This is a genomic window from Nitrospirota bacterium (assembly GCA_016180645.1).
In the GTDB taxonomy this organism is placed as follows: domain Bacteria; phylum JACPQY01; class JACPQY01; order JACPQY01; family JACPQY01; genus JACPAV01.
The window spans coordinates 1-26,425 of record JACPAV010000022.1 but is presented as its reverse complement, the minus strand read 5'-3'; the positions used below and the strand labels follow the sequence as shown (position 1 = coordinate 26,425).

21 protein-coding genes and 1 tRNA gene are annotated in these 26,425 nt (G+C 60.5%); 8 read left to right on the top strand and 14 right to left on the bottom strand.

What is annotated here, in order from left to right:
• Positions 1 to 31 precede the first annotated feature (31 nt).
• From HYT87_13795 to HYT87_13765, 7 genes are all read right to left on the bottom strand, one after another.
• The gene (locus HYT87_13795) at positions 32 to 454 is read right to left on the bottom strand and encodes a hypothetical protein (GenBank protein ID MBI2060835.1); all 423 of its coding nucleotides are present in this window, start codon (positions 452 to 454) and stop codon (positions 32 to 34) included.
• 478 nt (positions 455 to 932) lie between these two features.
• Positions 933 to 1,628: a class I SAM-dependent methyltransferase gene (locus HYT87_13790; protein MBI2060834.1), complete on the bottom strand. Its 696-nt coding sequence runs from the start codon at positions 1,626 to 1,628 to the stop codon at positions 933 to 935.
• Between the two features lie 2 nt (positions 1,629 to 1,630).
• Positions 1,631 to 1,912, bottom strand: coding sequence for an AbrB/MazE/SpoVT family DNA-binding domain-containing protein (locus HYT87_13785; GenBank protein ID MBI2060833.1), 282 nt, complete (start codon positions 1,910 to 1,912; stop codon positions 1,631 to 1,633).
• A 225-nt stretch (positions 1,913 to 2,137) separates the two neighbouring features.
• A tRNA-OTHER gene (locus HYT87_13780) sits at positions 2,138 to 2,229 on the bottom strand.
• A 1-nt stretch (position 2,230) separates the two neighbouring features.
• Positions 2,231 to 3,139 carry a transglutaminase domain-containing protein gene (locus HYT87_13775; protein MBI2060832.1) on the bottom strand — a complete coding sequence of 303 codons (909 nt, stop codon included), beginning with the start codon at positions 3,137 to 3,139 and terminating at the stop codon, positions 2,231 to 2,233.
• A 198-nt stretch (positions 3,140 to 3,337) separates the two neighbouring features.
• The gene (locus tag HYT87_13770; GenBank protein ID MBI2060831.1) at positions 3,338 to 4,231 is read right to left on the bottom strand and encodes a LysR family transcriptional regulator; all 894 of its coding nucleotides are present in this window, start codon (positions 4,229 to 4,231) and stop codon (positions 3,338 to 3,340) included.
• Between the two features lie 3 nt (positions 4,232 to 4,234).
• Positions 4,235 to 4,663, bottom strand: a complete 429-nt coding sequence (locus HYT87_13765; GenBank protein MBI2060830.1) for a hypothetical protein — start codon at positions 4,661 to 4,663, stop codon at positions 4,235 to 4,237.
• A 26-nt stretch (positions 4,664 to 4,689) separates the two neighbouring features.
• On the opposite strand from HYT87_13765, the gene HYT87_13760 reads away from it, so the two are divergent.
• The 6 genes from HYT87_13760 (at position 4,690) to HYT87_13735 (ending at position 13,906) form a co-directional block, all read left to right on the top strand.
• A complete protein-coding gene (locus HYT87_13760) occupies positions 4,690 to 6,189 on the top strand; it encodes a DUF362 domain-containing protein (protein MBI2060829.1) in 1,500 nt (499 codons plus the stop codon).
• 3 nt (positions 6,190 to 6,192) lie between these two features.
• Positions 6,193 to 7,389: a hypothetical protein gene (locus HYT87_13755; GenBank protein MBI2060828.1), complete on the top strand. Its 1,197-nt coding sequence runs from the start codon at positions 6,193 to 6,195 to the stop codon at positions 7,387 to 7,389.
• Positions 7,390 to 7,516: 127 nt separating this feature from the next.
• Positions 7,517 to 9,226, top strand: coding sequence for a B12-binding domain-containing radical SAM protein (locus tag HYT87_13750; GenBank protein MBI2060827.1), 1,710 nt, complete (start codon positions 7,517 to 7,519; stop codon positions 9,224 to 9,226).
• A gap of 173 nt (positions 9,227 to 9,399) precedes the next feature.
• Positions 9,400 to 10,926 carry an FAD-dependent oxidoreductase gene (locus HYT87_13745; protein ID MBI2060826.1) on the top strand — a complete coding sequence of 509 codons (1,527 nt, stop codon included), beginning with the start codon at positions 9,400 to 9,402 and terminating at the stop codon, positions 10,924 to 10,926.
• Positions 10,926 to 12,422 (top strand): NAD(P)/FAD-dependent oxidoreductase, encoded by a 1,497-nt coding sequence (locus tag HYT87_13740; protein ID MBI2060825.1) that lies wholly within the window; start codon positions 10,926 to 10,928, stop codon positions 12,420 to 12,422. Before HYT87_13745 ends, HYT87_13740 begins: the two co-directional genes overlap by 1 nt.
• Entirely contained in the window at positions 12,419 to 13,906 is a 1,488-nt protein-coding gene (locus tag HYT87_13735) for an NAD(P)/FAD-dependent oxidoreductase (GenBank protein MBI2060824.1), read from the top strand. The genes HYT87_13740 and HYT87_13735 overlap by 4 nt, the downstream gene beginning before the upstream one ends.
• A gap of 142 nt (positions 13,907 to 14,048) precedes the next feature.
• Here HYT87_13735 and HYT87_13730 read toward each other — a convergent pair whose 3' ends face one another.
• From HYT87_13730 to HYT87_13700, 7 genes are all read right to left on the bottom strand, one after another.
• Entirely contained in the window at positions 14,049 to 15,677 is a 1,629-nt protein-coding gene (locus HYT87_13730; GenBank protein MBI2060823.1) for a hypothetical protein, read from the bottom strand.
• Between the two features lie 96 nt (positions 15,678 to 15,773).
• Entirely contained in the window at positions 15,774 to 16,562 is a 789-nt protein-coding gene (locus tag HYT87_13725) for a hypothetical protein (protein MBI2060822.1), read from the bottom strand.
• Positions 16,563 to 16,575: 13 nt separating this feature from the next.
• Positions 16,576 to 19,026, bottom strand: a complete 2,451-nt coding sequence (locus HYT87_13720; protein ID MBI2060821.1) for a bifunctional YncE family protein/alkaline phosphatase family protein — start codon at positions 19,024 to 19,026, stop codon at positions 16,576 to 16,578.
• 83 nt (positions 19,027 to 19,109) lie between these two features.
• On the bottom strand, positions 19,110 to 19,619 hold the full coding sequence (locus tag HYT87_13715; GenBank protein ID MBI2060820.1) for a DUF4149 domain-containing protein: 510 nt from the start codon (positions 19,617 to 19,619) through the stop codon (positions 19,110 to 19,112).
• 146 nt (positions 19,620 to 19,765) lie between these two features.
• Positions 19,766 to 21,013 carry an alginate export family protein gene (locus tag HYT87_13710; protein ID MBI2060819.1) on the bottom strand — a complete coding sequence of 416 codons (1,248 nt, stop codon included), beginning with the start codon at positions 21,011 to 21,013 and terminating at the stop codon, positions 19,766 to 19,768.
• Between the two features lie 214 nt (positions 21,014 to 21,227).
• Positions 21,228 to 21,893: a Crp/Fnr family transcriptional regulator gene (locus tag HYT87_13705; GenBank protein ID MBI2060818.1), complete on the bottom strand. Its 666-nt coding sequence runs from the start codon at positions 21,891 to 21,893 to the stop codon at positions 21,228 to 21,230.
• A 157-nt stretch (positions 21,894 to 22,050) separates the two neighbouring features.
• A complete protein-coding gene (locus HYT87_13700; GenBank protein MBI2060817.1) occupies positions 22,051 to 23,904 on the bottom strand; it encodes a response regulator in 1,854 nt (617 codons plus the stop codon).
• A gap of 245 nt (positions 23,905 to 24,149) precedes the next feature.
• On the opposite strand from HYT87_13700, the gene HYT87_13695 reads away from it, so the two are divergent.
• Both HYT87_13695 and HYT87_13690 read left to right on the top strand, forming a co-directional pair.
• Positions 24,150 to 24,458, top strand: a complete 309-nt coding sequence (locus HYT87_13695) for a hypothetical protein (GenBank protein ID MBI2060816.1) — start codon at positions 24,150 to 24,152, stop codon at positions 24,456 to 24,458.
• Positions 24,459 to 24,462: 4 nt separating this feature from the next.
• The gene (locus tag HYT87_13690; GenBank protein ID MBI2060815.1) at positions 24,463 to 26,214 is read left to right on the top strand and encodes a HAMP domain-containing protein; all 1,752 of its coding nucleotides are present in this window, start codon (positions 24,463 to 24,465) and stop codon (positions 26,212 to 26,214) included.
• Positions 26,215 to 26,425 lie beyond the last annotated feature (211 nt).

Here is a 26,425-nt window from a genome sequence, read left to right as displayed (position 1 = left end):
GCGCGAATCGTCCGCGGTGATTGATCGATGGCTAGCTGGTGGCGGGCCGGTTCGATCGAGTCCGGCGGAGCATTAACCCCAGCGCGGGAAGGAAGACCGCGCCGAGCGCGATAACCGCCCAGAAGAGCGGCGTGCGAAAAATCATGGGCGCGGTGCCGGCTTGGTAGTCGGCGTACGTTCCGGCGTATAGAAGCCGGTGCCAACCCCAGCCGGTGATGACAACCAAGAATAGTGCATCTCCCACCATGTTCAGCCGGGCAGGCAGAATCGACCCTTTTTTGAGCAACGCTGCGCTCATTTGAAATCCCACCCACACCGCCGCCACATAGGCGAACAACATCCCATAGGTGAGGTAGGCCGGAAGGGTGTCGCTGGGGAAAAGATACATCCAGCTCCAGTCGGGGTAACGGGCGACGTAGTAGGCCGCGAAGGGAACGAACGTGACCAAGACCACCCCAACGGCGCGGAGCAGGGCGGCGGAACGAATCGACCCGTCCTTGATTCCCTCTCTGCCGCAGGCGAATGCGAAAGCTGACCCGACCAGCAGGTTAATGAAGATATCCAGCGGAATTGTGTGTACGGCCCTCCTTTCGGGACCGCCCCCCTTATACCATTCCAGGGGAACAATTCCATCGAAAGGGGGCTTGACAAGTGGACCCGATTAGTCCAAAGTAGTTCCCGAGGATGAGATATGGGGTCAAGCAAATTCAGTTCTGAGGCTCGGTCGGCTGAAAACACACCGCCCCGAATGGGTGTAACATTTCGGCGGCCATTTTCACAGGCACTAGACAAGGTAATTGGGATATTGTATGTTGCCCCTATTGAGGCTGGTTCAAAGCGGGCGACCTCAATAGGAATGAAGCCCACATAGCGCGGGTCCCCTCGCTCCCCCGTATCCTCGCAGGGGGCCCGCGCGCTTTTTTTTTACCCCTTCAAGACGCCGGTTTTCTTGCGCCTACGATTTCCGAGGGAAGCGGTCCCGCGATGAATTCACGTTTCACCTCGCGGAATCCCGTGTGTTTCAACGGACCCTCCATGAGAACGGGACGGCATCCACCGAACAGATAGGGTACCCAGCTCTTCGGGGCGGCAAGATAGAGGCGCTCCCAGAAGGTCCGGTCTTCTCCGCTCGACTTGCTCATGTTGACCAGGACCATTCGACCGCCCGGCCGCAGCACCCTCTTGAACTCGGAAAGGATGCCCCCAAGTTCATCCAGCGGGATCAAGTCCAGCATGTAGCTGTTGTACAGGACATCGAACGACCCGTCGGCGAAGGGGAGCCGGCGTGCGTCGGCCAATTGCAGGTCGACGTTGTCGTAGCCCGCGCGTGTGGCCGCCCGCCGAGTGGTGTCAAGCATCCGAGGAGAGAGATCCACGCCGGATACAACTGTGGATTGATCGACACGCTTGAGGATCTCCAAGAACGTGGCGCCGGGCCCCACGGCGACTTCGAGGATCTTTTCCCGGGGCTTGACGGCTGCGAGGTCCAGACCTCGCAGCCGCGGCTTTCGTTCGAGAGGGGCCGCCAGCGTGCCGTAGAAAAGGCTCCAGAAGTTGTAGACCCTGCGGATGGTCTGGGGCGGCGCTTGGGCCTCGATCATCCCGTGCGTCATGGCCGGTGCCGTCATGACTACACCAGATCCTTGAGCAGGGGGCCGAGGAAGGATTTCAGGATCCCGCCCATGGCGTCCGCCCGCACGACGCAGAGGCAGCCGATGGGACTGCCGGTCCCGCAACTGATGACGGCGAGCTTGTCGCCCGCTTTGATCCCGGCTTTGTCCCGGACCTCTTTGGGGAGGACCATTTGTCCCCGCTCATCGATGGGGACGACGGCCTCCACTTTGCAACAACCCGTGATGTCGGTTCCCGGCGCGCAGCACGCGCCTTCGGTTTTCGATCGTGTCCGTTTCATCGAACACCTCCCCTTTCATAGGATGGTAAGGGGCCATGATCGGTCGCCGCGCCATGGACGGCGCGGCATGGAACATGGCCTTTGATATATCTGTGTAATCAGATATATCAGATGTTACAGATAATAGGGAGAAGCGTAAATCGGCGGAGACGGGGGATGGGCCGCTCCGGGCATCCTGCCCTCCCGCGGCACTTCCCCCATCGTGGGGGTCGGGATCGAACGTGCAGACGGGGAATGGGAGTCGAACCCACCCGGCGACGTTGAAGTCAACCGCTGCCCGATTTGCAGTCGGGAGGTAGCCCAGCTACGGCCCCGTCGCTAGAGATTCCGGAAGGAGAACCGCGTGGTGACGTCCTTCACCGGCCGGCCGTCCGCCTCCACGTGGGGATAGATGAAGAAGTTCAGCGCCTTGGCCGAGGCCGGAGGTGGTTCGAGGGGAATGTCGCGTCCTTCGGAGAATCTGACCCGGTTTTCGTCCAGTGCCCCGAAGTAGTAATCGTGTTTCTCCGGATGTTTGTCCGCCTCCGAGATGTCCACCGGAAGCCAGCCCGTCCCGGCGACGTAGGCCTCGGCCCAGCAATGGTAGCCGCCGATGACGCCTTCCGGTTTGTCCGGCGGCAGGGGGAAGCCGATGGAGAATCGGACGGGGATCCCGAGGGCTAGGGCGAGGGAACCGAAGAGGGAATGGAAATCGGAGCAGTTTCCGCGCGCTTCCCGGAGGCAGAATCTTACATCGCCTTCGCCCCAGCCCTTGCCGGACTTGTCGTATCGCATGAAGGCGGCGACGTATTCGTACAGCGCCCGCACTTTTTCGAGGTCCGACGCCTTCCCTCGCGTCACCTTGCGCGCCAGGGCTCGGATGGGATCGGTCAGAACCATCTTTTCCGAAGGTTGCAAAAAGAGCGCAGGAACCGCGGTCGGCCCGGCCCCATCTTGCTCGGCTCGACGGGGCCTTTGTTCGAGGCGGGTGATGTCGGCGGTTAGGGTGACTTGGACGGGGGATGCGGCGCCGTTCTTTGAATCGAAACGGATATAGGCCATGGAATTGCCGTACTTGGGGTCGCGTCCGACGACGGCCGCCGCCCCCTCGATTCGGATTTTCTCAACCTTCTGGAAATCGTCCTCCATGGGAAGAGGCAACCATGCCTCCAGCTTGGCCGTGCCTGCCGCCGGCGCGGGAAGGGTGACCTCGTAACGGAATTCGAATGTGCGCGACCGGGGGGCCAAGCGCGTTTCGATTTCCGGCTCCCGGGCAGACGCGGCCGCAAAGGAAAAGGCCGCGAGGAACCCAAGCCCAACCCGCCATCCAGCCCCCGAAGGGCGGGTCCAGGGGCGGGGGGTCGTCCATCGAGTAGACATGGGGAGTATTTGATCTTTGATGGAGATCCGCCGTCAAGAAAGTAATATCGATATTATCGATGTCAACTATCGAATGTGTGATCGGAGGAAATCGATGAGTGCCCGGGCCGGCAGAGACAGAGTCGCGTTCTTCAACCGGGCGAGGAAGATGTGCCGCCGGATGGGGGTCCTGGGACACGCGATGCGAGTGAGAACGCCGGCCCGTAGGTCGGTCTCTACGGCGCATCGCGAAATGAACGTCATGCCGGCGCCCGCGATCACGCTCTGCCTGGCGGCCTGGGTGCTGCCCACGCGGAGCGCGTGGGTGAATCGGCCCGGGTCGAGATGAGCCTTCCTGAAGAATTCGAGGGTGGCTCGTTGAGTTCCGGAGCCGGTTTCCCGAAGAATCAGCGGAACGTGCATGAGTTCGGCATGGGTGACGCGGGGCCAGGGGGTGAACGGGTTGGGAGCAGGCGCAACGAGGATGAGGTCATCCGGGGCGAAGGGCTCGGAGGTCACCCGGGCGGCCGGCGGCCTCGATCCAAGCAGGGCGACATCACATTTCTCGCCGAGGAGTTCCTGGAGGGCCTGCTGAGAATCCGAAATCCGGAGGTCGATTTGGACCTTTGGATGGAGTCGGTTGAACGAGGCGAGAAAGGGGGGGAGAAGGTATTCGCCCGGGATGGTGGAGGCCGAGACGGTGACGGTTCCTACTTCACCGCGCTGCTCGGATTGCATTCGGGCCATGGCTTCCCCACGGAGGGAGACGATCTTGCCGGCGTATTCCTGGAGGGTGCGGCCGGCAGCGGTGGGACGCGCTTTTCCGCGGCGGCGATCAATCAACCGCGTTCCGACCTCGGTTTCCAGCGACTTGATGTGGAAACTGACGGTGGATTGCGTCAGGTGGATGGCTTCCGCCGCACCGGAAAAGCTGGCGTGTTCCAGAACCGCGAGAAATGTTCGGAGCTGGTGAATGTCCATGGATCAGCGGGATTCGGGGCGGCGGTTGCGTCCAGGCGCAGCCGCCGTGGGTCGGCGTTTCCAAGCCGAGAAAAGATAGGCGCCGACGGCGAGATTGAAGAACGGCGCGATGAGGAGCGAGGATCGGCCCAGGAAGGTGAGCGTGGTGGAGGTCACGAAGTAGACAGTGTCCGCCGGGACGTCCATCAGGCGAAGAATTGCAACGGCGAGGATCGTGGCCGGCCATCTTTCGCACCTCAGGAACGCGGCGAACTCGCAGAGCGAAAAGAAGAGCCAAAGGACGCCGGTTCTGTGGATGAGCGCGAACGCGTCAGGGTGAAGGGGCCCGTGCATGAGGCTCGCGTATACGTCCGGCCAGAGGACGGCGATCCCCCCCAGGCCGAGATCGAACAAGGCCAGGGGTCCGGTGATCCAACGCGTTCTTTCAAGCATCCACGCGGCATGATACCCTACTCACCATGGCCGCGCCGAATGAAAAACCCCGGGTGATTCTCCGCCACTGCGAATCTTACGACGCGGATCGGATTCACGCCATCGTTCGAGAGGGGTTGGAGGCTTTGGATCTCAGGCCGCGCGGCCGGACGCTGATCAAGCCGAACGTCGTCATCGCGCACAAGGAGATCTTCCCGCACGCCTTCACGCGGCCTGAATTCATCGACGGCGTTCTCGGCGCCCTTCGAGATCGGGACGGTGGAGAGATGGCGGAGCTGGCCGTGGGGGAGCGGTGTGGAATTACAATGCCGACGCGAATGGCTTTTTCGCAGGCCGGGTATTATCCGATCGCCAGGAAGCACCGGGCGAAGGTGTACCATTTCGACGAAGTGCCGCAAGCGGAGGTGCGGTACACCCATGCCGGGCGGATGCGGGACTACGTCTTTACGCCGGAGCCGATCGCGAAATGCGATTTCCTGGTGAACTGCCCCAAATTCAAGGCCCACCCGTGGACGACCGTGACGTTCTCGCTGAAAAACTACATCGGGATTCAAGACGACCGCCATCGCCTGATCGACCACGACCATCGGCTTGACGAGAAGATTGCGGACCTTCAGGCGATCATTCAGCCGAAATTCATCGCTATCGACGCGATCATCGCCGGGCAGGGACGGATGCTTACGCCCATCCCCTTCGATCTCAAACTGATCATCATGGGGAACAACAGCGTGGCGGTCGATGCCGTGTGCTGCCGAATCATCGGGCTCGAACCGAAAACGGTGGATCACATTCGTATTGTGTCGGAGCGTGGATTCGGACCGATCGCGTTAGAGGAGATTTCGGTCGAGGGCGATGTCACCCTGGACCAAGCCCGTGCGCGAGCCAAGGGGTTCAAAGTGGGGCTCGTGCGCGTGGAGAAGTATTTCGAGGGTACGCGGATTCGGGCGTATGCAGGGCCGCCGCCCGAGCCGGAAAGGACGAGTTACTGTTGGGGGGGCTGTCCCGGTGCGATGGAGGAGGCGATCGAGATTATCCGGCAGTTGGACGAGAAGGCGGACGCCAAGATGAAACCATTTCACGTGGTGTTCGGCGCCTATAAGGGGCCGATCGACGCGAAGCCGGGCGAGAAGGTTGTATTCATCGGCGACTGCGCGAACTGGAAGGGGAGGATTGCCGGAAAGGATGTGGAAGTCGGCTCCGTTTACAAGGACCGTCGGCACAAGGACCCGTACCACGCAAAGTTCACGGACATTTTCATCAAGATGGCGGTGGTATTCCGGAATCTCCTGTTCCGGAGAAAACAGCAGGTCATGCGGGCGTATGGATGTCCCGTATCGGTCGCCGAGCAGGCGCTTTACATTGCCGGGATCGGCGGAACGAAAAATCCGTATTTCGCGCCCGCAACGGTATTCCCGTTCATCAAGAACTGGCTTCTGTGGCGCATGGTGAAAATCATGAAGCAGATTCTCGGCATGCCCTACCAGAAGCGGCTTCCGTCGGTCCCCCCCCCCGCCCCCGCGAGGTAGAGGATGCGGTTTTCCGGTGTGGGGGCCTTCTTGCTCCTCTTCGCCGGCTGTGTGCCCTACGTCGAGCCGGACGACGATCTCCCCGATGTCTATTCATGTGAGGATGTTCAGGACCGTCTGAGCTTTCGCCGGCCGATTCAAGCGTTGAATCTCATCTCGACGGCCTATCGATCGCAGTGTTACGACTTGGTGATCAAATACGGAAGCAAGGCCCTGCGGAAGTACACGCACAAGACGCATTTCTGGTCGAGAGAGGTGGCGAGTATTTTCATCCCGGAGGACATGGCGACCGGCTATGTGCTCGAAAGCTACGAGAGAGCCTATCTGTCTTTTCTGATTTCTGCGAGCTACATGAAGAAGAACGAGTTCGAGGATTCACAAGTCGAGCTGCGCCGGATGAATGATGAGATGCGCGCGGTTCTCTACACGCGAGGGGAAGATCCGGTGAACATTCTTCTCCAGGCGATCATGTGGGAAAAACACGGGGATGCGGAGGAAGCGCGGGTGGACTGGAGCCGGCTGGGGGAGTTCGATCAAGTGGGGGACACCATTCGTGCATACGCCGCGGGGCGCGTGGAGAAAATCGACCTGCATCCGAATGCGACATCCGATTGGAAGATCTTCGCCTTTGGGCAATTCCCGGAGGTCCTGTGGGATCTCCAGTTTATCCATCCGAAGCAAGGGTACCTCAAGGTGTGGACGAACAAGGAGTTTGTGACCGAGTGTGCATCGCCGACAGGCGTGAGAATTTCGACAACCGCTTGGTTCAACAAGATTGCGATGCGGCACCAGCACCGGTACCACCCCCTCATGTTTGCCAAGAGTTGGATCCGGTTGCCGATAGGGATGGCGTACAGCATTACCACCGTTGCAGCGGGCTCGGCGGTGATGGTAGGCGGATGCGGAAGCGGCGTGGCGCTGGGGCTCGCGATTGCGTCCCTTCAGGGTGCGGCCCAAGGAGCGGTAGGGCTGGACAGCGGGGATGATATCCAGCTCAGGGGAACGGCCGCTCTATGCGAGGTTTCCGTGAAGGGTGGTTCGGCGATCATGTCCAAGGCGCCGGAAGTTCTGGAAAGTGCGGTGAGACCCGATCTGCGGCATTGGGAGAATGTCCCCGAGGGATTCTTGATCACGGCGAAAGACGAATTTGTTCAGGAGGAGTGCTATCTTCCGGGGCGGGGAATCTGGAGGGTGTTGTAGGGGCTTTCGGGGTCCCGCCCGGCCAGGCGGCGCGCGGGGCACCCTCACTTTCCATCATGACTCGAAAGACGTAGAATGGCGGAGATTCACTGTTGGTAATCGAGCACGCAAGAAAGGGAGGATTCGAATGTCCTTGAAAGTGGCGATGATCTATCCATTGCCGTCTCCGATCTCACCCCAAAAGAACTGTGCTTTGTCGATCATTTATCCGGGGCGCGCCGCGGAAATTGCCGGTCACGAGGTGGATTTCTGGGATGCTCGCCTGGACAGCGAGAAGCAGATGTGGGAGCTCATGGGCAGGGCCGATGTTGTTGCCCTCAGCTCGCTCTCCGGATTTCAGCTCGGTGAGTCCATCCGGATCGCCGGCCGATGCAAGGAAAGGTTTCCCGAGAAACCCATTGTCTGGGGAGGGGTACACGTCACGTTCCAACCGCTCCAATCGATGCGAGAGAGCTACGTGGACTTTTGTGTTATCGGAGAGGGGGAGGCGCGGTTTCCAAAGCTTCTGCATGCCATCGAAGCCGGGAAGGGATACAAAGACATCGATGGCGTCGCGTACAAACGGGAAAGCGCGGGGTATCAACCATCACCCGAGGAAGATGAACGGTTTGGAATCAAGGATTCCTACAGGCCGGGACTTCGATTGAGGCCCATCGGGCAGCAAAAGGAAATCATCGAGATTCACGATCCGAACGGGGTCTATGAATACGAAGGGGGCCGAATCCTGGTGAATCGCAGGGGTTTGGCGCTCAACCTGAAGGAGGAGTACGTGCCGGTCATGTCTCCGAAGACAGAGCGTCTGTTTCGGGAGGCGGCAAGACGAAACGAAGTCATCCTTCAAAGTTCCCGTGGCTGCAACTGGTCTCCCACCTCATGCGAGTTCTGTTCGGTTGGCGGTCAATACACGCAGTGGGACCCGGAGACCGGGAAAACCAGGTCGGTGTACCGGTACATTCCGTACGAGATATGGGAGAAGGATTTGGATGATATCTACAACGTCCAGTCGTTCGATTTCATTGAACTCGAAGACGAAAATTCCTCCTGGTTCCTGAAGGATTGGCGATACGCCGAGCATCTAAAGAGGAAAGGCGTCAAGTACCATCTGCATCTCCGCTCCGATCAGCTCAAGAATGAGGAACGGGTCGCCAAACTGGCCGAGACGGGCTGTCTGCGAATACATATCGGCGCCGAATCGGGGAATGACGAAACCCTCAAGACGATGCGAAAAAACGAGAAGGTTGAAGCCCACTATGTGGCGGCGAGGCTTCTGGCCAAGCATGGAATCGAGGGCGTGTACACCTGGATCATCGGGAATCCCGGCGAGACTCCATCCCAGATCATGGACACCCTGCGAGTATCCGATGAAATTCGCGCCCTCCATCCGAGAGGAAGAAGCCGCGCGACGGTCTACGTGCTCATGCCGCTGCCGGGAACGATTGCGTTCGAGCGCGCGAAAGAGAACGGATGGCCCCTGCCGAATTCCATGGGGGAGTGGACGAAGATGTCCGCCGCCTACAACCCCAAGCTCCCCAGGTGGATCAACAACATCTATTTCGTTGCCGGCTTCCATCACAATCGGTTCCACAAGACGCATCAGAATTTCCCCGGTTGGTGGCGGCTGTTCATCCTGCCCTTCGAAATGATTATCGAGTGGCGATGGAAGAAAGGGATCAGGACCGCCAGCCCGACGTTTTTTGGCTTCTTCGATTTCGAATACTGGTGCATCGTGAAACTTGTTTCATGGAGGAGCAAACGGTCGACGGGACAGTCCTCAAAAGATCGCAGCCAAGTTCCGAAGTTGATTGAAAGACTCATACCGGGCCTCGCCGGGCACTAGTTCCCGGTCCATCGGAGAGGGGCATCGGTGGCGCGGAGGCGTAGCCTGTTGCTCTCCGCATGAGTTTGATGTGGGCTATCCTTGACTATGCATTTGACTTGGGTTTGAGAATGAGTTAACTAAACAGTTGGACAGCATGATTTGAAGCTCCGCATATTGGCAAGGAGGTAAACATGGCGAAGGAAAACAGCCGGCCGACAGGCACGGATGTCCTCATCGTCGGCGGCGGGCTTGCCGGGATCACGGCAGCTCTTGGGCTCAAGAATTCGGGTCTCAAGATCACCCTCGTCGAGAAGGAGCCGCATCTCGGGGGTCGCGCTCGCAGTTGGAACGACAAGAAGACGGGCGACCCTGTCCACATCGGCCCGCACATCTTCATGAACAAGTATCCCAACATGTTTCGGATGATGGATCTGTGCGGAACGCGTGACCGCGTGGTCTGGCAGGAGCCGGGGCATTTCATCACGATGGTGGATGGTCGGAAGGAGATCAGCATGGTCGCCGACCGACGCCTCCCCGCGCCATTCCATTTCACATGGAGTCTCCTCGCGGACAAGTCGATGCCGATGTCCGACGTGATGACGATGGTTCCCGTTTCGCTCTACGCTCTCCATCTCCAGGAGGACGACGTGCGGAAGCTCGACAATATCAACGCCTCTGCCTTTCTCCGCAGCTTCGGCGTTTCGGAGTACGCCATCCAACGGTTCTGGTCCTTCGCGTGCATGGCGATCATGAACGTTCCGATCGATCTCTGCTCCGCGGGCGCTCTCCTCCGCTTCTACTGCGGGCTGATCGGTGTAGCGGACCTCGACATCGGATTCGCCGACACCGGGCTGAGCGATCTCTATGTCCCGCAGTCGGAGTCGCTCATGAAAAAGTCGGGCATCCGGGTTCTCAAGGGAGCCGAAGTGAAGGCTTTCACGGGAACGGCCTCCTCGGCCACGGGCGCGCTTCTCGAGGATGGGCGGCAGATTCGGGCCCAGTACATCATTTCAGCCCTTACCCCGATGGCTCTTCGGCAGGTCTCGCCTCGCGAGTGGATTCGTTCGCGCAGGACCTTCCATGAGCTGGTCCATTTCCACGCTTCCCCGTACTACAGCACGTACATCTGGTTCGACCGGAAGCTGACGAAGAGAAAGTTCTGGGCGCGCGCCTTCAACCCGAACGATCTCAACTGCGATTTCTACGACATGTCCAACATCAACCGAGGCTGGGAGGAGCGTAATTCCGTGATCATGACGAACTGTATTTATTGCGACCGCGCGATGCACATGTCGGATGAGGAGATCGTGGCGGAGGCGGTGAGCGAGCTGGCCGAGTATCTCCCCGAGGCGGCCCAGGCGAAGGTTCTCCATTCGGTGGTCAACCACATTCCGATGGCCATCCACTGCCCGTACCCCGGCATGGAGCAGCGGCGGCCGGGAACCGTCTCGCCGGTACGAAATCTCTTCCTCGCGGGCGACTGGATCCAGACGGGACTGCCTTCGTGCATGGAAAACGCGTGCCGAACGGGCTGGCTGGCGGCGGAGGCCGTCCTGAAGGAGATCGGGAGACCGGAGAAGCTTTCAGTGGACCTCGATCAACGCGAATTGCAGGGTGTGGCACGGATGATCAACCGAATGGGCCGACTTCTCCCCGTCGATCCGGTGGCCTCGCTGCTCAGATCGCGCGACAACAAGAGGCAAGCTTTTCTGAACTGATGACCGCTCGCTTGCGGCTTGAGCCTGGCTCCGGACCGCATCGTTTCGATGCCATTGTCATCGGCGCGGGCTATGGCGGTGTGACGGTGGGGGCTGTTCTGGCAAGCCGGGGAAGGCGTGTCCTCGTGATCGAGAAGAACTCCAGGCCGGGTGGAAAAGCCATGCGGGTTGTTCGCGGAGGTGTTGTCCACGAGCTTTGGCCGATTGCGGGCGGACCCTCTCTCCATTCGCGTTTTCATGATCTCCTGAGCTTGATCGGCTTGGACCCGTCCGTTCTCCTCGCCCCCGATCCGGCGGCGGAGTTTGTGTATTTGGCGCCTGACGGGAAACGGCGGAGTTTGGTCGTTCCCGCCCGGCCCATCCGCAACCCTTTGGAGATGATCCGGATGGCTTCGAGGCTGGGGGTTCGCGCGTGGCAACTCGGCGGAATAATGGCCATGAACGCCGTTTCGAGCGCGATGCCGCCGATCATGTTGGATCGTTTCGATGGAGTTCCGATGCTGGATTGGATGAAACGCTTCCGCCTTCCGCAACCGATCTTCGACTGGATGGCGAGCCTGATGAACTTGTTTTTCGTGGTTCCGGTGGATCGGCTGCCGGCCTCGGAGGCGATTCGGACGCTGCGTGAGATTTCAAAGGGCGGGGCGGGCCGTTATCACCGCGGAGGATACGGAGTGATTGCGGAAGAGGCGGCGCGGTTTATCCAGGCCCGGGAAGGGCAGTGGTTGGGGGGGACGCGGGTCGAGCGCATCCTGAGGCGGGATGGCGCGGCGTACGGGGTGTCCACCAGCGGCGGTGAGTTCCACGCGCCCGTGGTGGTATCCAACGCGGGCATCCAGCCCACCGTGCTCCGGCTTGCCGGCGAGCCGGCCTTCCTGGAGGATTACGTTGAGCGGATCAAGGAGCTTGCTCCTTCATGGGCGTTTGTGGGGATCCGGTATGATCTTGACACGCCGGTATTCAAAGTTCCCATGACGGTGGTGTTCTCGCCCGAGAGTGGGTGGGATACGAATCGGTTTGCGGAAGCGGAACGGGGAAACTGGCCGAGGAATCCGCTTCTGTTCGTAACGGTCCCTTCGCTTTACGATCCGTCGCTTGTGTCAGGGCGAATACGTCAAGTGGCCTTGATTGGAGTTCTATCGTCCCCGGATCCCCGATCACCGATGAGCCGGGTGGCCATCGCCAAGGCGGAGGAGATGGCGGACCGTTTGTGGCCGCATCTGAGAAAGCATGTCATCCGCAGTCAGAGTTTTGGCGCAGCTCAGGTTTCGGCCACGACGCGCGATGCGGTCCTCGCCGGTCAGGGGGGCGAGTGCATCGGGCTGGGGCAGATCATCGGGCAGTGCGGGCGCTCCAAGCCGAATCCGCGATCGCCGCTCAAGGGGCTTTATTTTGTAGGGTGCGATGCGGGTGGCCGCGGGATTGGGACGACGCAGGCGGTGGATTCCGGATTCAACGTGGCGGAAATGATCCTCAAGGATCTCGGGCCTCGATGAGAAACAGCCCTTCGAAGTACGATGCCATCGTCATTGGGACGGGCCTCGGCGGTTGCGCCGTCGGATCGGCGCTCGCGGCGGCCGGCCTCCGTGTATTGATCCTTGAGAAAAATCCGCGGATCGGCGGCAGTTGCAGCTACTATGAGAAGCGGGGGTTTCACATCGATATCGGTACCCATCTCTTTTCCCGCGGCCATCGGGGTCCGTTGGGCGAGGCTCAGCGCCGCGCCGGTGTGAAGAAGAGGGTTCGGTTCGTCCAAACGCGGGAAATGGTCCTGGCCCGTGGGCCGGGGCTGGATCTCACGTTTCCCAGGGACCCCCACCGCTGGCCCGCGGCGCTCCTCCGCGCGGCGTATCAGGTGAGGCTGAAACCGTGGGAAGTGCCGCCGATCGTTCGCTTCTTCACCGCCGTGATGCGGCTGCGGCCGCACGAGATCGAGGCTTTGGACGATGTACCGATGATGGATTTCGTCCTGCGCTACACGCGCGATCCGCGCCTCGTCGCCGCCTTCGGTTTCCTATTGGGGCTCTATTTTGTGCTCCCGCTGGAAGAGGTCAGCGCGGGAGAAGGGATCTGGTGCTTTCAGCGGATGGTGTGGGACAACCGCCTCAGCTATCCGATCGGCGGATCGGTGGCGGTTCCCCGCGCGCTCCTGGAAGCGGCGAGGGGACACGGGGCTGAAGTCGTGACTCACTGCGGGGTTGAGAGGATCAGGCTGAATTCTCACGGCCGGGTCACGGGAGTCGTCGCACGGGACGGTCGGGACTTCTGCGCGCCCATCGTGATCAGCACTTCAAGCCTGCGGACGAGCGTTCTCGGCCTGGCGGGAGAGAAACATTTTCCACGTGAGTACGTTCGTCGTGTAAAGGAGATTCGAGGGAGCTCCATCGCCGTGCAGGCCAAGATCATCCTGGACCGTCCCGTGTTGAAGGCCGGGTGTCTGATTGGAGGATGGAGCGACGAGATGACGATTCGCACGATGAAGGTGGACGATCTCAAACGTGTGTACGGCCAGGTGCAGAAAGGGCAGTTGCCTGCGGCCACGCCCATATACGCTCCGATCCCGACCAACTTCGACCCGCAGCTGGGACCGAAAGGCAAGCAACTCATTACGGCGTGTGCGGTGGCGCCGACCACGGACGTGACACTGGAGAACGGTCCGAAGGAATGGACGGCCAACATGGTGGAGACGATCAAGGCGATGGCGCCGGAGATCGTGCCGCACATCGAGTGGGTCCAGACGTTCGACGTTCGGTTCATCGAGCGATGGATTGGCAAGCAGTACGGCCCGGCGATCAGTACAGGTCAGAGAGTGGGTCAGGTTGGGAAGCGCCGACCACCCGTGCGGACACCGATCCGAGGACTCTATTTCTGCGGCGACGGCGCGGGCGGTCGCGGCATCGGCACGGAACTCGCCGCGCAGAGCGGGCTTGAGTGCGCTGACGCGGTCATTCAGGACCGGCTGAACGGATTGCTGTCCTAGGCTCTGTTTGAAAACCCCATCGTTGCGGGGAGGGATGTCTTGGGAGTCGCACCCTTTATGGGTGCGTCCTCGGACGCAGGCTGAAGCCTGCGGCTACCGGTCCAGCGCGTTTTCAAACTGAGTCCAGAGCCGCTGAGGCGATCTACAGCGCGGAGGAGAGGAGGCCGCCGAGGGTGGTGATGAGGTCGTTGAGGGACTGGAGGGTGGATTTCTGGAGTTGGCCGTCCTTCTCCAGGTAGAGGAGGCCGTTGAACGTGGAGTCCTTGAAGGGTATGTAGGGAAATCGACTGGCGGTATCGTCCTTGTTGATGGAGGAAATTCCGAGGGAAGCGAAAAGGGTATCGGTGAAGTGCGCGGAGTCGACCAAGGCGGCGTCTTCCGGGCAAGTGAGTCCACCCTTGGGATACGCGCTGGTGCTCCCCAACGGGGCGGCGAGCTGATTGACGCCGGCGCATTCCCACTCAAATAAGAAATTCATCTCGCGCGCCTCAAGATCGGTCCTCACAGCGGGGAAGACGTCTCGCAGCGCGAACGGCGTGTCGAAGAACGTGTAGAAGTCCAGCCCGATGTCGATGGCAACGAATCCCCGGATGGCGGCTTCGATGAGATCCGGATTGGAGCCTAGAGCGGAGAGCGTCGGTATGTCGATGAGGCCGGATTGAAGGATCGCCGAAACAAGAACCGCCAAGGGGGATACGAAATCGTTCTTCAGGGACAGGACCGCGGGATCGTGTTTCTGGAGATGGCCTGTCAGACTCGCGACCGAGGCGGCAAATGAACTGGATATCGGGATGGAGAGGGGTTTCTCGGCGTTCCCGCACTCGATCTTCCCCGATTTTCCAGATGAACTTCTGAAACGGCATGCGCTTTCGGCGCCGGGCGATTGGCGAACGGCATCGAGAGCGGCGGACAGGTCGCTGTAGGCCGAGGCGTAGAGGGACCGCGCTCTTTGGGGAAACTCCTGACCGTCCGCTTTGCCGTTGCCGTCGAGGTCGAGCGTGCTCGGACGGAAAAAGTTGGGGTACTGCGGATGGGTAAGGGCGAAGGCCAAGACATTCATCAGGGTCGCCGTCCCCGTTCCTCCGGTGAGATCCCCCGGATCGAGGCCACCGCTCAGCAGGAGCGGCTTGGCGTGGGCAAATATTCCGAAGTAGTCGGATTGGGTGTCCTGGGACAGGAGCAGGTAGAGGGTTGCCTCGACGAAATGACCGAGGGAGCTTAGGAGTCGGGCGTCGTTGGACGTCCATGTGCCACCGAGATCCATCACTGTGCGCTCCCGGATTGTGAGCGGGGCGGCTGGAATCACGAGCTTGAAGGTCGGGGAGCCGGATGCCGCCGCGAATCCCTCATTGGCTTCCTGCGTAAGCTTGAGAATGTCCGAGAGGACCTTGTCGAGGAGGTCGTGGACGAAAACATTTTCATCCTGAACCGGGGCGGGCCGTTCAGGAGAGAGCAGGAGCGGGGGAGCAGACTTGGGGTACGTTCCGTTCTGGCCGGCGATGGATAGGACCCAATCGACGAGGTGGAAGATACCCTGAACGCGGGAAAGACCGAGCCCTAGTCGGGCCTCGGTGGCGGAAGGGTTCTCCGCGATGACCGCGCCGAATTCTTCGTCCGCATACTGGGGGAGGTTTTCGGCGAGGTATTGCAGGCCGCGGTCGATCGAGGGCCTCGGAGATTCAGTAGATTCGCAAGAGAGAAACGCGACTGCAACCAGGCAGGTGAAAACGATGCCAAAAGAGGGGCGGGATCCACGGGGGAAGATGGCCACGGGATCCCCGCCTGTCGGCGAGGATATCCTTCGCAATGACAGCCGCGTTGTCATTGCGAGCGGGTCGGTCCTTGGGCCGACTGCGAAGCCATCTCGTCAGAAAGCATAGCTGACGGCAAGTCGGCCGAGAAAGCCGGGGCCGGAAGAGGCATCGATGCCCGGTTGCACGCGGGTTGGTGTATTGCGGGTCACCGGATAGTAGGCCGAGGCATTCAACTTGAGGGCGAGCCGTGGCGAAAGGGCTGAGTCCACGGTCGGTCCCGCGAGAAGTTTGGCTCCTCCTTCGGCCTCCTCTTCGTCCCAGAGGCCCTCCAAGTCCTCTCCCAGGATTTCAGCCCCGAGCCGCAGGTGGGAAGCCATTGCCGTCGAACCGGCCACGCCGATGATGAGGTCCACGGCATCTCTCCCGGCGACTCCCGTGGGAATCTCCGCAAGCGAGGTGGCGCGAAGGTCCAGTCCGTCCAGGGATCGGCTTCCGGTGAGCCGGAGCCGTGGAACGGACACCCCCTGAAAGTCTTGAAGCCATCCGGCGCCGAGCTGGAGACTCATTGGCGCCTGGCCTTGGTCCAGCAGGCGGAGGCGGGATTCCACGGCCCACGCCGCATGATCGAGGCCTGAGCCGTTGAACAATGTAGCGCCCCATGCTTCGAGAGTGAGAGGAGTCAACGCGCCGTATCGGACCCGGACGCCTTGCTCGACACCCTCTTCGCCGAAGGGACGAGACTCACGGGTCCCGATGGCGGTTTCGCTTTCCAAGACTGCGGCACCGCGGCCGAGGGTCTCTCCTGGGTGATAGAGATAGGGGGAATCTTCCGATGCGCCCGCCGGACTTCCCGACGAGGCCAAGGAGAAAACAACCGCAAGTAGGGCAACGACGTTCTTCATGGTGATACCTCCATCAATCATCGTCCTCATCCGCATAGGCGGAGGGGAACGGAACTTTCGGACCTTTCATGTGGTGCCACAGAACACGGCCAAGCCCGGGTGCCTGGTCCGCCGTGGAGAAATCCATTTTCGCCGATTCCGCCGCGCCGTAGGCGTCGGGCGCGTTGTACCTCACGGGGACGTCCGGCGCGACGGGAGTGAACGGTTCTGAATTTTCAGGCGATTGGGTGAACACGTCGAGGATCGGCGCCGCAAGGGCATCGAATCGGCTGAGCGGCTGCATCCCAAGAATCAGTTCCACGGTCCGGTGGAAGGAAGGGAACGAATAGTGGACGTGGGATGTGTAGCCACGCTTCACCTGAGGACCGACGACGAGACAGGGGCCGCGGTGGGCATCGATGTGGTCCGGCACTCCCTGGGGATCGTCTTCGAAGATGAAAACGACCGTCTCTTTCCAGTAGGGGCTCTTGCTCAGCTTCTCGATGAGGAGGCCGGTGGCGTAGTCGTTGTCCGAAATCATCGTCTCGGGCGTTGGGGCCCCCGCAGAAGTGCCGCGCGTATGATCGTTCGGAAGCCAGATCGATACGAATGAAGGGAAGATGCCGAGATCCAATTCGCGGAAAAACTCCTTGATCTTGTCCTGATCACGGATCTGGATGGACCACGTGGGGTACTTGAAATCGATGTTGTTCCTGAAGGTGTCGAACAGTCCCGTGAGAATCCCCGTGGGGTCTCCGTAAACCCGGAACGAGACGTCGTGCTTGATGAGATTGTCATAGAACAGCGGCTCGCCGCCGCGCGCCGCCGGTTCGGTGTTGGGCAGGAAGAACTGCCCCACGCCTTTCTGCGCCCACATGGCGGTCCAGTTTCGTTCGGCGAAATCGTTGGTCCATCCCCCGGAGATCCAGATGTGACCTTGGAGGGACTGCTCGGACTCGTAGTAGCAATTGTCGAGGTTGGCGTAGCGGCGGGCCAGCGAGTGGAGGTTCGGCGTGATCTTTTCACCGAACAAGGCGAAGCTGGGCTCTCCCCGCGCCTCGCCGCCCAGATCCCCGAGCAGAGAGTCATACGTCTTGTTTTCGCGGACTACGTAGACCACGTGTTTGATTTGTGCGGACTTATCACCATGGCGGATGGGCACCGGGCCGTTAGTCGCCTGGCATTCCGGACCGAGCCCGAAGAAGTGCTTCAGCCGATCTTCGTTGTTCTCGTCCACCTTGGCCGTGAGCGAGGGGAGATCCGCTTCCGACGGCATGTCCACGCTGGATAGATGTCCCCACACGATGGAGGTGATGAATTCGTTCTTGAGATTGGGTCGCGCTCCGAACGCCTTGCCGTTGAGAATGTAGAGCGATTTTCCATCGGTTCGTACCGAAGTGGGATAGGCGCCGGAAGGGATCTTGCCGATGATTTTCCCATCGGCGACATCGACGACGGCGATCATGTTGTCTCCGCTGCACGCGACGAGCAGCCGACTGCCATCGGGTGAAAACGTGAGATCCACGGGCATGACGCCGGGGGCGTCCTCGGCACGGGCCCTCAGGGAGAGAGTGCGGGTGACTTCGAGCGTGGCGGTATCGATGAAACTGAGGGAATCCGCGTCGGCGTTGGAGGAGACGAGGCTCTTCCCATCCGGGGAAACGGCGAGCCCTTCGGGATTCTTTCCAACCTCGATGCGCCCGAGGGGTTTCAGCGAGGTCAGGTCGAACGCCGAGATCGAGGAGTCACCCCAGTTGGAGACGAACGCCTTCGTGCTGTCCGGCGTTACGGCTACTCCGTAGGGATACGCCTGTGTCGGCAGGTCCGCGAGCTTCTCGTAGGTGCCGGTCTTGAAGACGGACAGTGTGTGTTCGTGAAGCCGGGCCACGAGGAGGAGTTTCCCGTCGGGAGTTGCGGCCACGCCGCTGGGATAGTCCTCCACCTTCAAGGGATTGACCTCGCGGTAGGTCGGCGAGGTCACGTCGTACACGTGAACCGTGTTGCCTCCACCACCGGAAGCGTAGAGCAGCTTCGAATCGGGACTGAACGCGAGGCCGTAGAAGAAGGCATCGGCTTGAATAATCTTCAGGGTGGTCATGGTGGCCGCGTCAACGATCCAGACCGTCTGCTTCTCCTTCTCCTCATTTTTCTCGTCGCTTTCGCCGCTGTGGCTGATGGCGAGGAGTTTTCCTGATGGGGAAAGCGCAAGGTTTTGGGGGAATGTCCCGACTTCCAGGTGTCGGCCGATCGGAGTGATCCGGCGACCCGTGTAAAGTTTGTACGTGCCGTCGCCGAGATCGCCGACGGGGGCGGTGGCGATGGGCGCCGGTTCGGGGAGAGGGCATTCTTTTTTCTTGCTCGTGCAGGCGAGGAAGAAAATCAGGAGGGCGTTGGCGAAGACGAGATTCTTGGCGCTTGGACCCATGCGGCGGTAGCCGCGGGCCATGTTCCATGCCGCACCATCCGTGGTGCGGCGACATATCATGGTCCCATACCCTCCGTGGCATGGGGCTTCAGCCCGCGAACCGGACGCAGCCTGAAGGCTGCGCCTACCTTTCCTGCTCCCCATCACCACGGCAGTCCGCGGACCATCATCACGGCGAAGGCCACGATGGCGAGCGAGATCAGGAGTCCGATTTGGCCGAGCTTGGAAGCCAGATTCCTATACTTTGCCGTTTTCGGGGAATTGGGGTCTGCCATCCAGGACGCGGTGGCTTTCGGGCCGAGATAGAAGTCATGCACCGCGCTGATCACGAGGATGACATAGAACAAAATGAGCTTGTAAGCGAGTGCCTGTGAGAACGGCATGCGCCAGAAGTTGAGGCTCACAAGGTCCTCCGCGCGAACGCCTCGGTACCACAGATTGAAAAGGCCTGTGAAGGCGATGAGGCCGAGGCAGATCCATCCGACCGGCCGGAACTGGATCCCGGTGTGGTGCACGAGGGACGCGGCCGATTTCTGGAAGTCGGGCTTGCGAGAGACGGGAACCACTACGGCGCCGACGAAGACCATCCCGCCGAGCCACACGGCTGCCGCGACGATGTGGAGCCACACGGAGGCCTCGTAGAGCCAGTGCATGGCGCGGAGTCTACACGAAGACTCGCCCGAATTCCCGCGGAATTCCTTTCCCCTCGCTCCCCCTTCGACAAGCTCAGGTTGAGCGGTTCAGACCCTGATGCAACCTGGAAAACCGCTCGTGGTGAGCGAGTCGAACCACGGCGCTTTCAGAACTTCGCGTCCAACATAAGGAACGACCAGTACCCGGTTTCGAGACTTGCCGGTGTGAAGGTCCCACCCTCCGGTGTCGTTCCTTTCAGGTTTTCCATGCCAGGACCGGGGAAGAAGGCACTCACGCCGGCCGTGAGCGTCAGGACGTTGTTGAACTTCACCGGCAGTGTGATGTCCACTTCCGGGCCGAGATTCTTTTCGCCGTTCACATCTTCAGCCAGCATGAAATAGTGCAGGTCGAGGAGCAATTTCCAGTCGGTGCCCGTCGCCGACAGTTTCAGCGCGGGATCGTGCAAGCCTTTGCTGTTGGTGTCGGCGGGGAATGCGAGGAACAGATCCATCGTGCCGAACCATTTGTGGGCGGTGGGGTATAGGCTGCCGAAATCGGGCGAGCTGAAGTCGTAAGCCGCCGTGGTGGAGTAACCGGTGGGACCGGCCGAAAAGGACTTCCCCGCGGACAGGCCGACCAGGTAGCCGCTTGCCCGGTCCATGTCGCGCTGTTTCGTGATTTGGTAGTAGGCTTCGGCGCGCGACTGGATACCGCCCGCCGAGGATTCGAGGCGCGGACCTGTGGTGAATCGAGTCGAGATTTTCGGCGGCGTGTCAAACACCGCGTAGTAGCTCGCAGAGACAGGTCCGGCGGGCGCTTTCGCCCACAGGAAGAGGAGTTCGTTGTAGTTCGTGTAAGAGGGATAGGCTTTCTTGTACGTTCCCCCTTGGAGTCGAGCGGCGCTCAGGTGTTTCGCACCTCCGAGATGGGCGGCGTACGCACCGGATTCCCAGCGAAGGACCGCTGCGTCGTGGGATCGGCCTTGCTGCGTCCAGTCGACGTTACCCAACAGCCGGTGCTCATCATAGTTGAGTTCCTGCCGTCCGACGCGGATCCCGATGTGGCGGATTTCATCGAACGCATCCACGAATCCCTGATGGAGATCGAAGGTGTCGGCGGTGTAATCGGCGAGCGTGTCCGATTCCTCGCCGAAAAATCGTACGTCCTGGATCTCGGCGGCGCCGCTGACATTTGGAACATCCGGGTGGGTGGCCTTGATTCCGAGACGGGCCCGATGCGAGGCTTCGAGATAGCCGGAAGATCCTTCGGTCTTCGGCGTTCGGTACCCGGCCCCCTTGTTCTCGATCCGCGGCCGATATTGGAGAGATACCTTTGCATCGCCTCGCGCAGTCGCAATCCCTCCCAATAATACGACCGTGACAGTCAACATTGTGCTCACAATTCTGCGTTTCATGGCTCTCTCCTTTTCCCCGGAGTCTGATGCGGCGCATGGATGTCTACTATGATCCAGATCAGGGAAAAAGACGAACCCGTGCCCAATCGTTGCGGTAGCCGTCAGCTTCAGGTTGCGCTTTGCCGAGGACGCACCCGTAAAGGGTGCGCCTACCAGGGGTCGAGAGTGGAGGTAACGAGGCGGATGCGGTTGGATATCGATTCGGGGCGGGGTGCTACGCGGCTTCCTGGCGGAGGGCTTGGAGGTGGACGGTAAGTCGGCCGTAGCCGGAGGTACCGACAATGGCCTGCTGTTGGAATTCTCGGAGAAGTCGGATGGTGGTTTCCGAGGTGAGACCGGCCAGATCGGCGATTTCATCCCGGGTGAGCGGAATGACCACTTCCTTCTGATCCAGGTCGGACGAATAGATTTTTCCCAGATGGACCAGGAGTCCACGGAGCCGATCATGCGCCGGCTTGTATAGGAGCTCTACTTGCGTGTCCTCGGAATAGCGAAGTTCCAGGCAGACCTTGCGGAGGATTTCTTCAACCAGCGGGGGTTGCGTCAGGATCAGCTTACGAACGACTTCCCTGTCCAGAAAACGCAGGCTGGTATCCTCCAGAGTCTCGGCGTTGGCCGCGTAGGTCTCATCGGCGAAGAAGGCTCGATAACCGAGAAGTTCGCCCGTCGATGCGATACGCGTGGTGAGGAGCCGACCCGACGGAGTGTTCTTGTACACCTTCACCCGGCCGGAACAAACGACGTAGAGGCCGTACGGCTTGGAGCCGGTCTGAAAGATGATCTGCCGCTTGCGGAAGGTCTGAGGCACTCCGGGCAACGAGTAGTTCTTCTGGGCATCCGGGAGCGCAGAAAGTTTTCCGATGATACATGGGGTGCGCACCTTGCACAGGTCGCATAACTTCGGCGTTGAATCCCCGTCCGGTGCGGCCTTTCCAGCTCCTGTGAAACGCCTCCTCGTGGCCATTCAGGAGCAGTGTGCACCCGAGTCAATCAATCATGTATGACCCAAGTCAAACAATAAGCGTGGTGACAATAGGTTACATCGAGCCGATCAATGCCTTCACCGCCCTCAGGTCGAACGGTTTCTGGATGTGCCGCAGATGGGGTTTCTCTCGGAGGAGGCGATCGAGCCCTCCGAGTCCGCTGCTCCCGGACATGATGACCATACGGTTCATCAGGGCCGGATAACAGCGTTCGATTTCGCCCACTAGTGACTCACCGTCCATACGCGGCATTCGGAAGTCCATCAAGATGACGCCTGGCTCGGCGGTCTTCAGCACATCGAGCGCCTCGACTCCATCTCGGGCGGTAAGGACGCGGTGCCCGTCCGACTTCAGCGCCTGGGACAGGAGGTCAAGGATGAAGTCCTCATCATCCACCACTAGGACAAGCTTGGGCGGCTTTGGGGCCGGAGTCTCGACATGAGGGGGGACCGGTATCGTAGCCGCAACGGGTGCCGGCGACGGGATAACAGGTAGATCCAGAGTGAAGGTCGTGCCCCGCGATGGATCACTCTCAACGCGAATGGATCCTCCGTGATCGACAAGAATATTGTGCACCAGGTAGAGGCCGAGCCCCGTCCCCTTGCCCGGGGGTTTCGTGGTGAAGAACGGTTCGAACAGACGAGACAAAACATTGGGCGGGATCGCCGGGCCGTTGTTCCAGATGGCAATCCGGATTCGTCCATGTGCGAACCCGTTCGCTCCGGGCAAAGATGGCGGTTCAACCTGCGAGGAAATTCGAATTTTCCGGCCGGATTCCAGTCTATCTTGCAACGCCTGTTCTGCATTGAGCACGATGTTGATGAGGGCTTGGCGGAGGTGGTCCGGCTCTCCCATCGTCTTGGGAAGATTTGGATCCAATTCGCATTCGAAGCGAATGTTCTGGAGTCCCGCTTGGTATTCGCGAAGTTCCCGCACCTCGCGCACGAATGCATTCAGGTCGATCGGGACTTTCTCGGACTGATAGTGCCGGGTGTGGACCAGAAGATTGTTCACGATCCTTTTCGAGCGTTCGGCTTCGCGCAGGAGCTTGTCCAGAATCGCCCGCTGATCGGGACTCGATGCGGACTCCTTCAGGAGTTGAGCGTACCCGATGACGCCGGTGAGCGGGTTGTTGAGCTCGTGCGTCACGCCGGAGATGACCTGTCCGAGTGCCGAGAGTTTCTCGGACTGTATCAGCGCCTTTTGGGTCTGTTCGATGCGCTCGGTGGCGGAGCGGACGAGCACATCCAGTTCGTCCGCGCGTTCTTCTCCGGATCGAATTTCCCTTGTGAGCTGATCCGTGACCATCGCCACGCCCCACCAGACCGCCCATACGATAAACGCGTCGGGCACGATTCCGTAGAACAGGCGCTCAAGGGGGGTGAAGGCGGACGCATTCATGCCTTGGCCGGGAGGCAACCCACCGAGGAACTCCAAGGTTTCGAGAGCGACGTGACTCAGTAGGAACGAGCCGACCGAGACCAGCGAGAAGCGGGGGGGGAGCAATGTGGTTGCGAAGAGAACTACGATCAGACCGAAGTAACGGAGGCCATAGGCGTCGCCGCCTCCCACGTGGATCACGATTTCCGCGAGGACCGAATCGAAGATGAAGGACAGGAGCAGGAGTTTGGGCGTCTGAATCAGCCGGCGGAACTGCCAGTGCACGAGGACATTGCTCAGCGTAATGCACGCGAAGGCGGCCACCAGGAAGCCGTTGCCCATGGAGAGGCCGAAGGGGACGATGATGATGGGAATGAGTGAGAGGGTGCCGGCGATCACCCACCGAATAACGAGATAGATCCAGAGGCCTTTTCGGATGCGCTGCTCGGCGCGGGTGAACCGGCCGGCTCCCGCCTCGGGAAGGGGAGCTACGGAAGTGGCCGGAGGATTCGCGGTGATCTGTTCCATAGTCCCATGGTACAGACCGACATCCGCCTTAGAACATGAGTGCGATCAACAAAGAATCGGTCTGACATGTTTGAATGGTGATCCACATCAGCTAATCGTTCATGACTTGGGTCATTTCAGGACGCCGTGGCAACTGCTATCGATAGGCCCAACGGGCATGGCCGATGAAGGGGTGAACCGAGAGCCGTTTTCGAGGGTTCCATCGGAAACGTAGGACTTCCGCATCGAATCGAGAGGAGGCTGAAATGGCCAAGACGAACTGCTGGGAGTTCAAGAAATGCGGGCGCGAGCCCGGAGGATTGAAGGTTCCCGAGATGGGGGTGTGTCCGGCGTCCGGCGACGTATCCGGTGGAGGCATCAATGGGGGAAAGTTTGCCGGCCGGATTTGCTGGGCGGTGGCGGGGACATTTTGCGGTGGGAAGGTTCAGGGAAGTTTTGCCGAGAAAGAGGTGAGTTGCATGGGTTGCGAGTTCTACCAGTTGGTCCGGAGCGAACAGGGGGCGTTTTTCCAGCTCTTGAAACCGGGCCAGGAACGGCGTCCGGCGGCGAGGTGAAGGCATGAAGGAAATGGTGCTCGGTTGGGTCCGCCGGGTGGACGGCCTTTTCAACTTCAAGTCGCTTAATCAACGAGTCATCGTCACCTTGGTCGGCAATTTCGCGCTGGTCATGGCGGCGATTCTCGTCATCGCCCTGTGGGTGCAGGGAAAGTTCTCGCTGGAGCAGGAGCTGAACGCCGCGAAAATGACGGGCACGGCAGTGACGGAGGGTCTCATCCAGCTTATGGAAGCCGACGAAGGAGAGCGTGCGGGATCGATCGTCAAACATCTACTGGAATCCACGACGATTGCGGAGCTGCGGATCATCCACGCGGAGGTCCTGAACGAGGATGAGGACGTTCCGCACGGTCCGGAGAAGCAGCCGAAGAATGACATCGAGCGGGAGGCCCTCTCTTCGGGCGCCCCTCAAACGATGGTCGTCAAGAACGGGCGGGGAAACATGTTCGATTACGTGGTGCCGATCGTGGCCCGGGGGTCTTGCGGGGAGTGTCACGATGTCAAGAAGGGCGAGGTCATGGGGGCGGTCAGCATGAGTTTTTCACTCAAGCACCTGGCGACCCTTCGGAAACGATTTGCGGCCTTCGTCGGATCAGGCGCGGCTCTGGGGGCGGTGATGTTGAGTATGGTCCTGGCGCTGGTGTTTACGGTGACGATCAGTCAACCCGTCCAGAAGGTCACGCGCGTGCTGGACGACCTCGCGGGGGGGAAGCTCAACCAGGAGCCGCTGGAGGTCAAGCTGCGCGATGAGATCGCGGCGATGCGTCGCTCCTTCAACCAAGTGCTCGGGGTGCTGGGTGAACTCGCGCGGCAGACGGAGACGCTTTCGAAGGGGGATTTCAGCCGGACGGACGGCGCGCTTCCGGGGGACATCGGACGACTGTTTACGACCATGCAGACGAACTTGCGCGGACTGCTGGCCCACGTGGACGAGACGGTGCGCAAGACGGAATCGGCGGCTGCCGAGATCAAGGCGGTGTCGGGCCGAACCATCGGCACGGTGCAGGAGCATCAGGCGCGGATCGAGGACGTGGCGGCGGCCGTGACGCAATTGGCGACGGCGGTTCAGGAGGTCGCCACGAATTCCGGCCACGCCGACACGCGAATGAAGGAGATCACGGAACTGGCGCGCCGGAGCAAGGATGTCATGACGGAAGGCCTGCGCGGACTGGAGGCGACCGAGATGGCCGTGCGTGATGCCGTGCAGGACATGACGCAGCTCAACCAGAACTGCCGGCGCGTGGGAGAGATCGTGAAGACGATTGAAGGGATCGCTGCTCAGACCAACATGCTGGCGCTCAACGCGGCCATTGAGGCGGCGAGAGCGGGAGAGGCCGGCAGCGGTTTTGCGGTGGTGGCGGACGAAGTGCGCAAGCTGGCCGAGAAGGCGGCCTCCGAGGCGGGAAACATCACGTCCATCATCGAGAACATCGGAGAGGGGGCGAACAAGACGTTGGCGGCGGTCGAGCGGACATCGAAGGTGACCAATGAAACGGCCACGCTCACGGTGCAGGCGGGGAAGGCGCTCGATGAGATTCTGTCCGGCACGGCCCAGGCGTCGAAACTGTCAGCGGAGATCCGCGTTGCGACGGATCAGCAGGCCAAGGCCAGCGACGAGGTAGCCGGCGCGCTCACATCCATTTCCAAACTGGTCCAGGAGAGCGCCGCGGCCTTCCAGCAGTTGAATACGGAGGCGGGAACTCTGTCCGCGCTCGGCTCCGAACTGATGCAGCGGATGAGCCGGTTCAAGCTGTAGGCAGCCGACGAAATCTATTCCTTCACCAGAGTCAGAAATCGGAGCCACGCACTCCGGAACGCCTCGGAGGCGTCGGCGTCGCCGGTGAGGGGGTCAAATGAGGGCTGCTGACTGTGGTAGTTCAGTGAAAATGTCCTCCTGTAACTGTTCAGTGATTCTGTCCTCTTTCTTCGTGACCGAGAGGATCTTTGGAAAGGAGATTATCTTAACC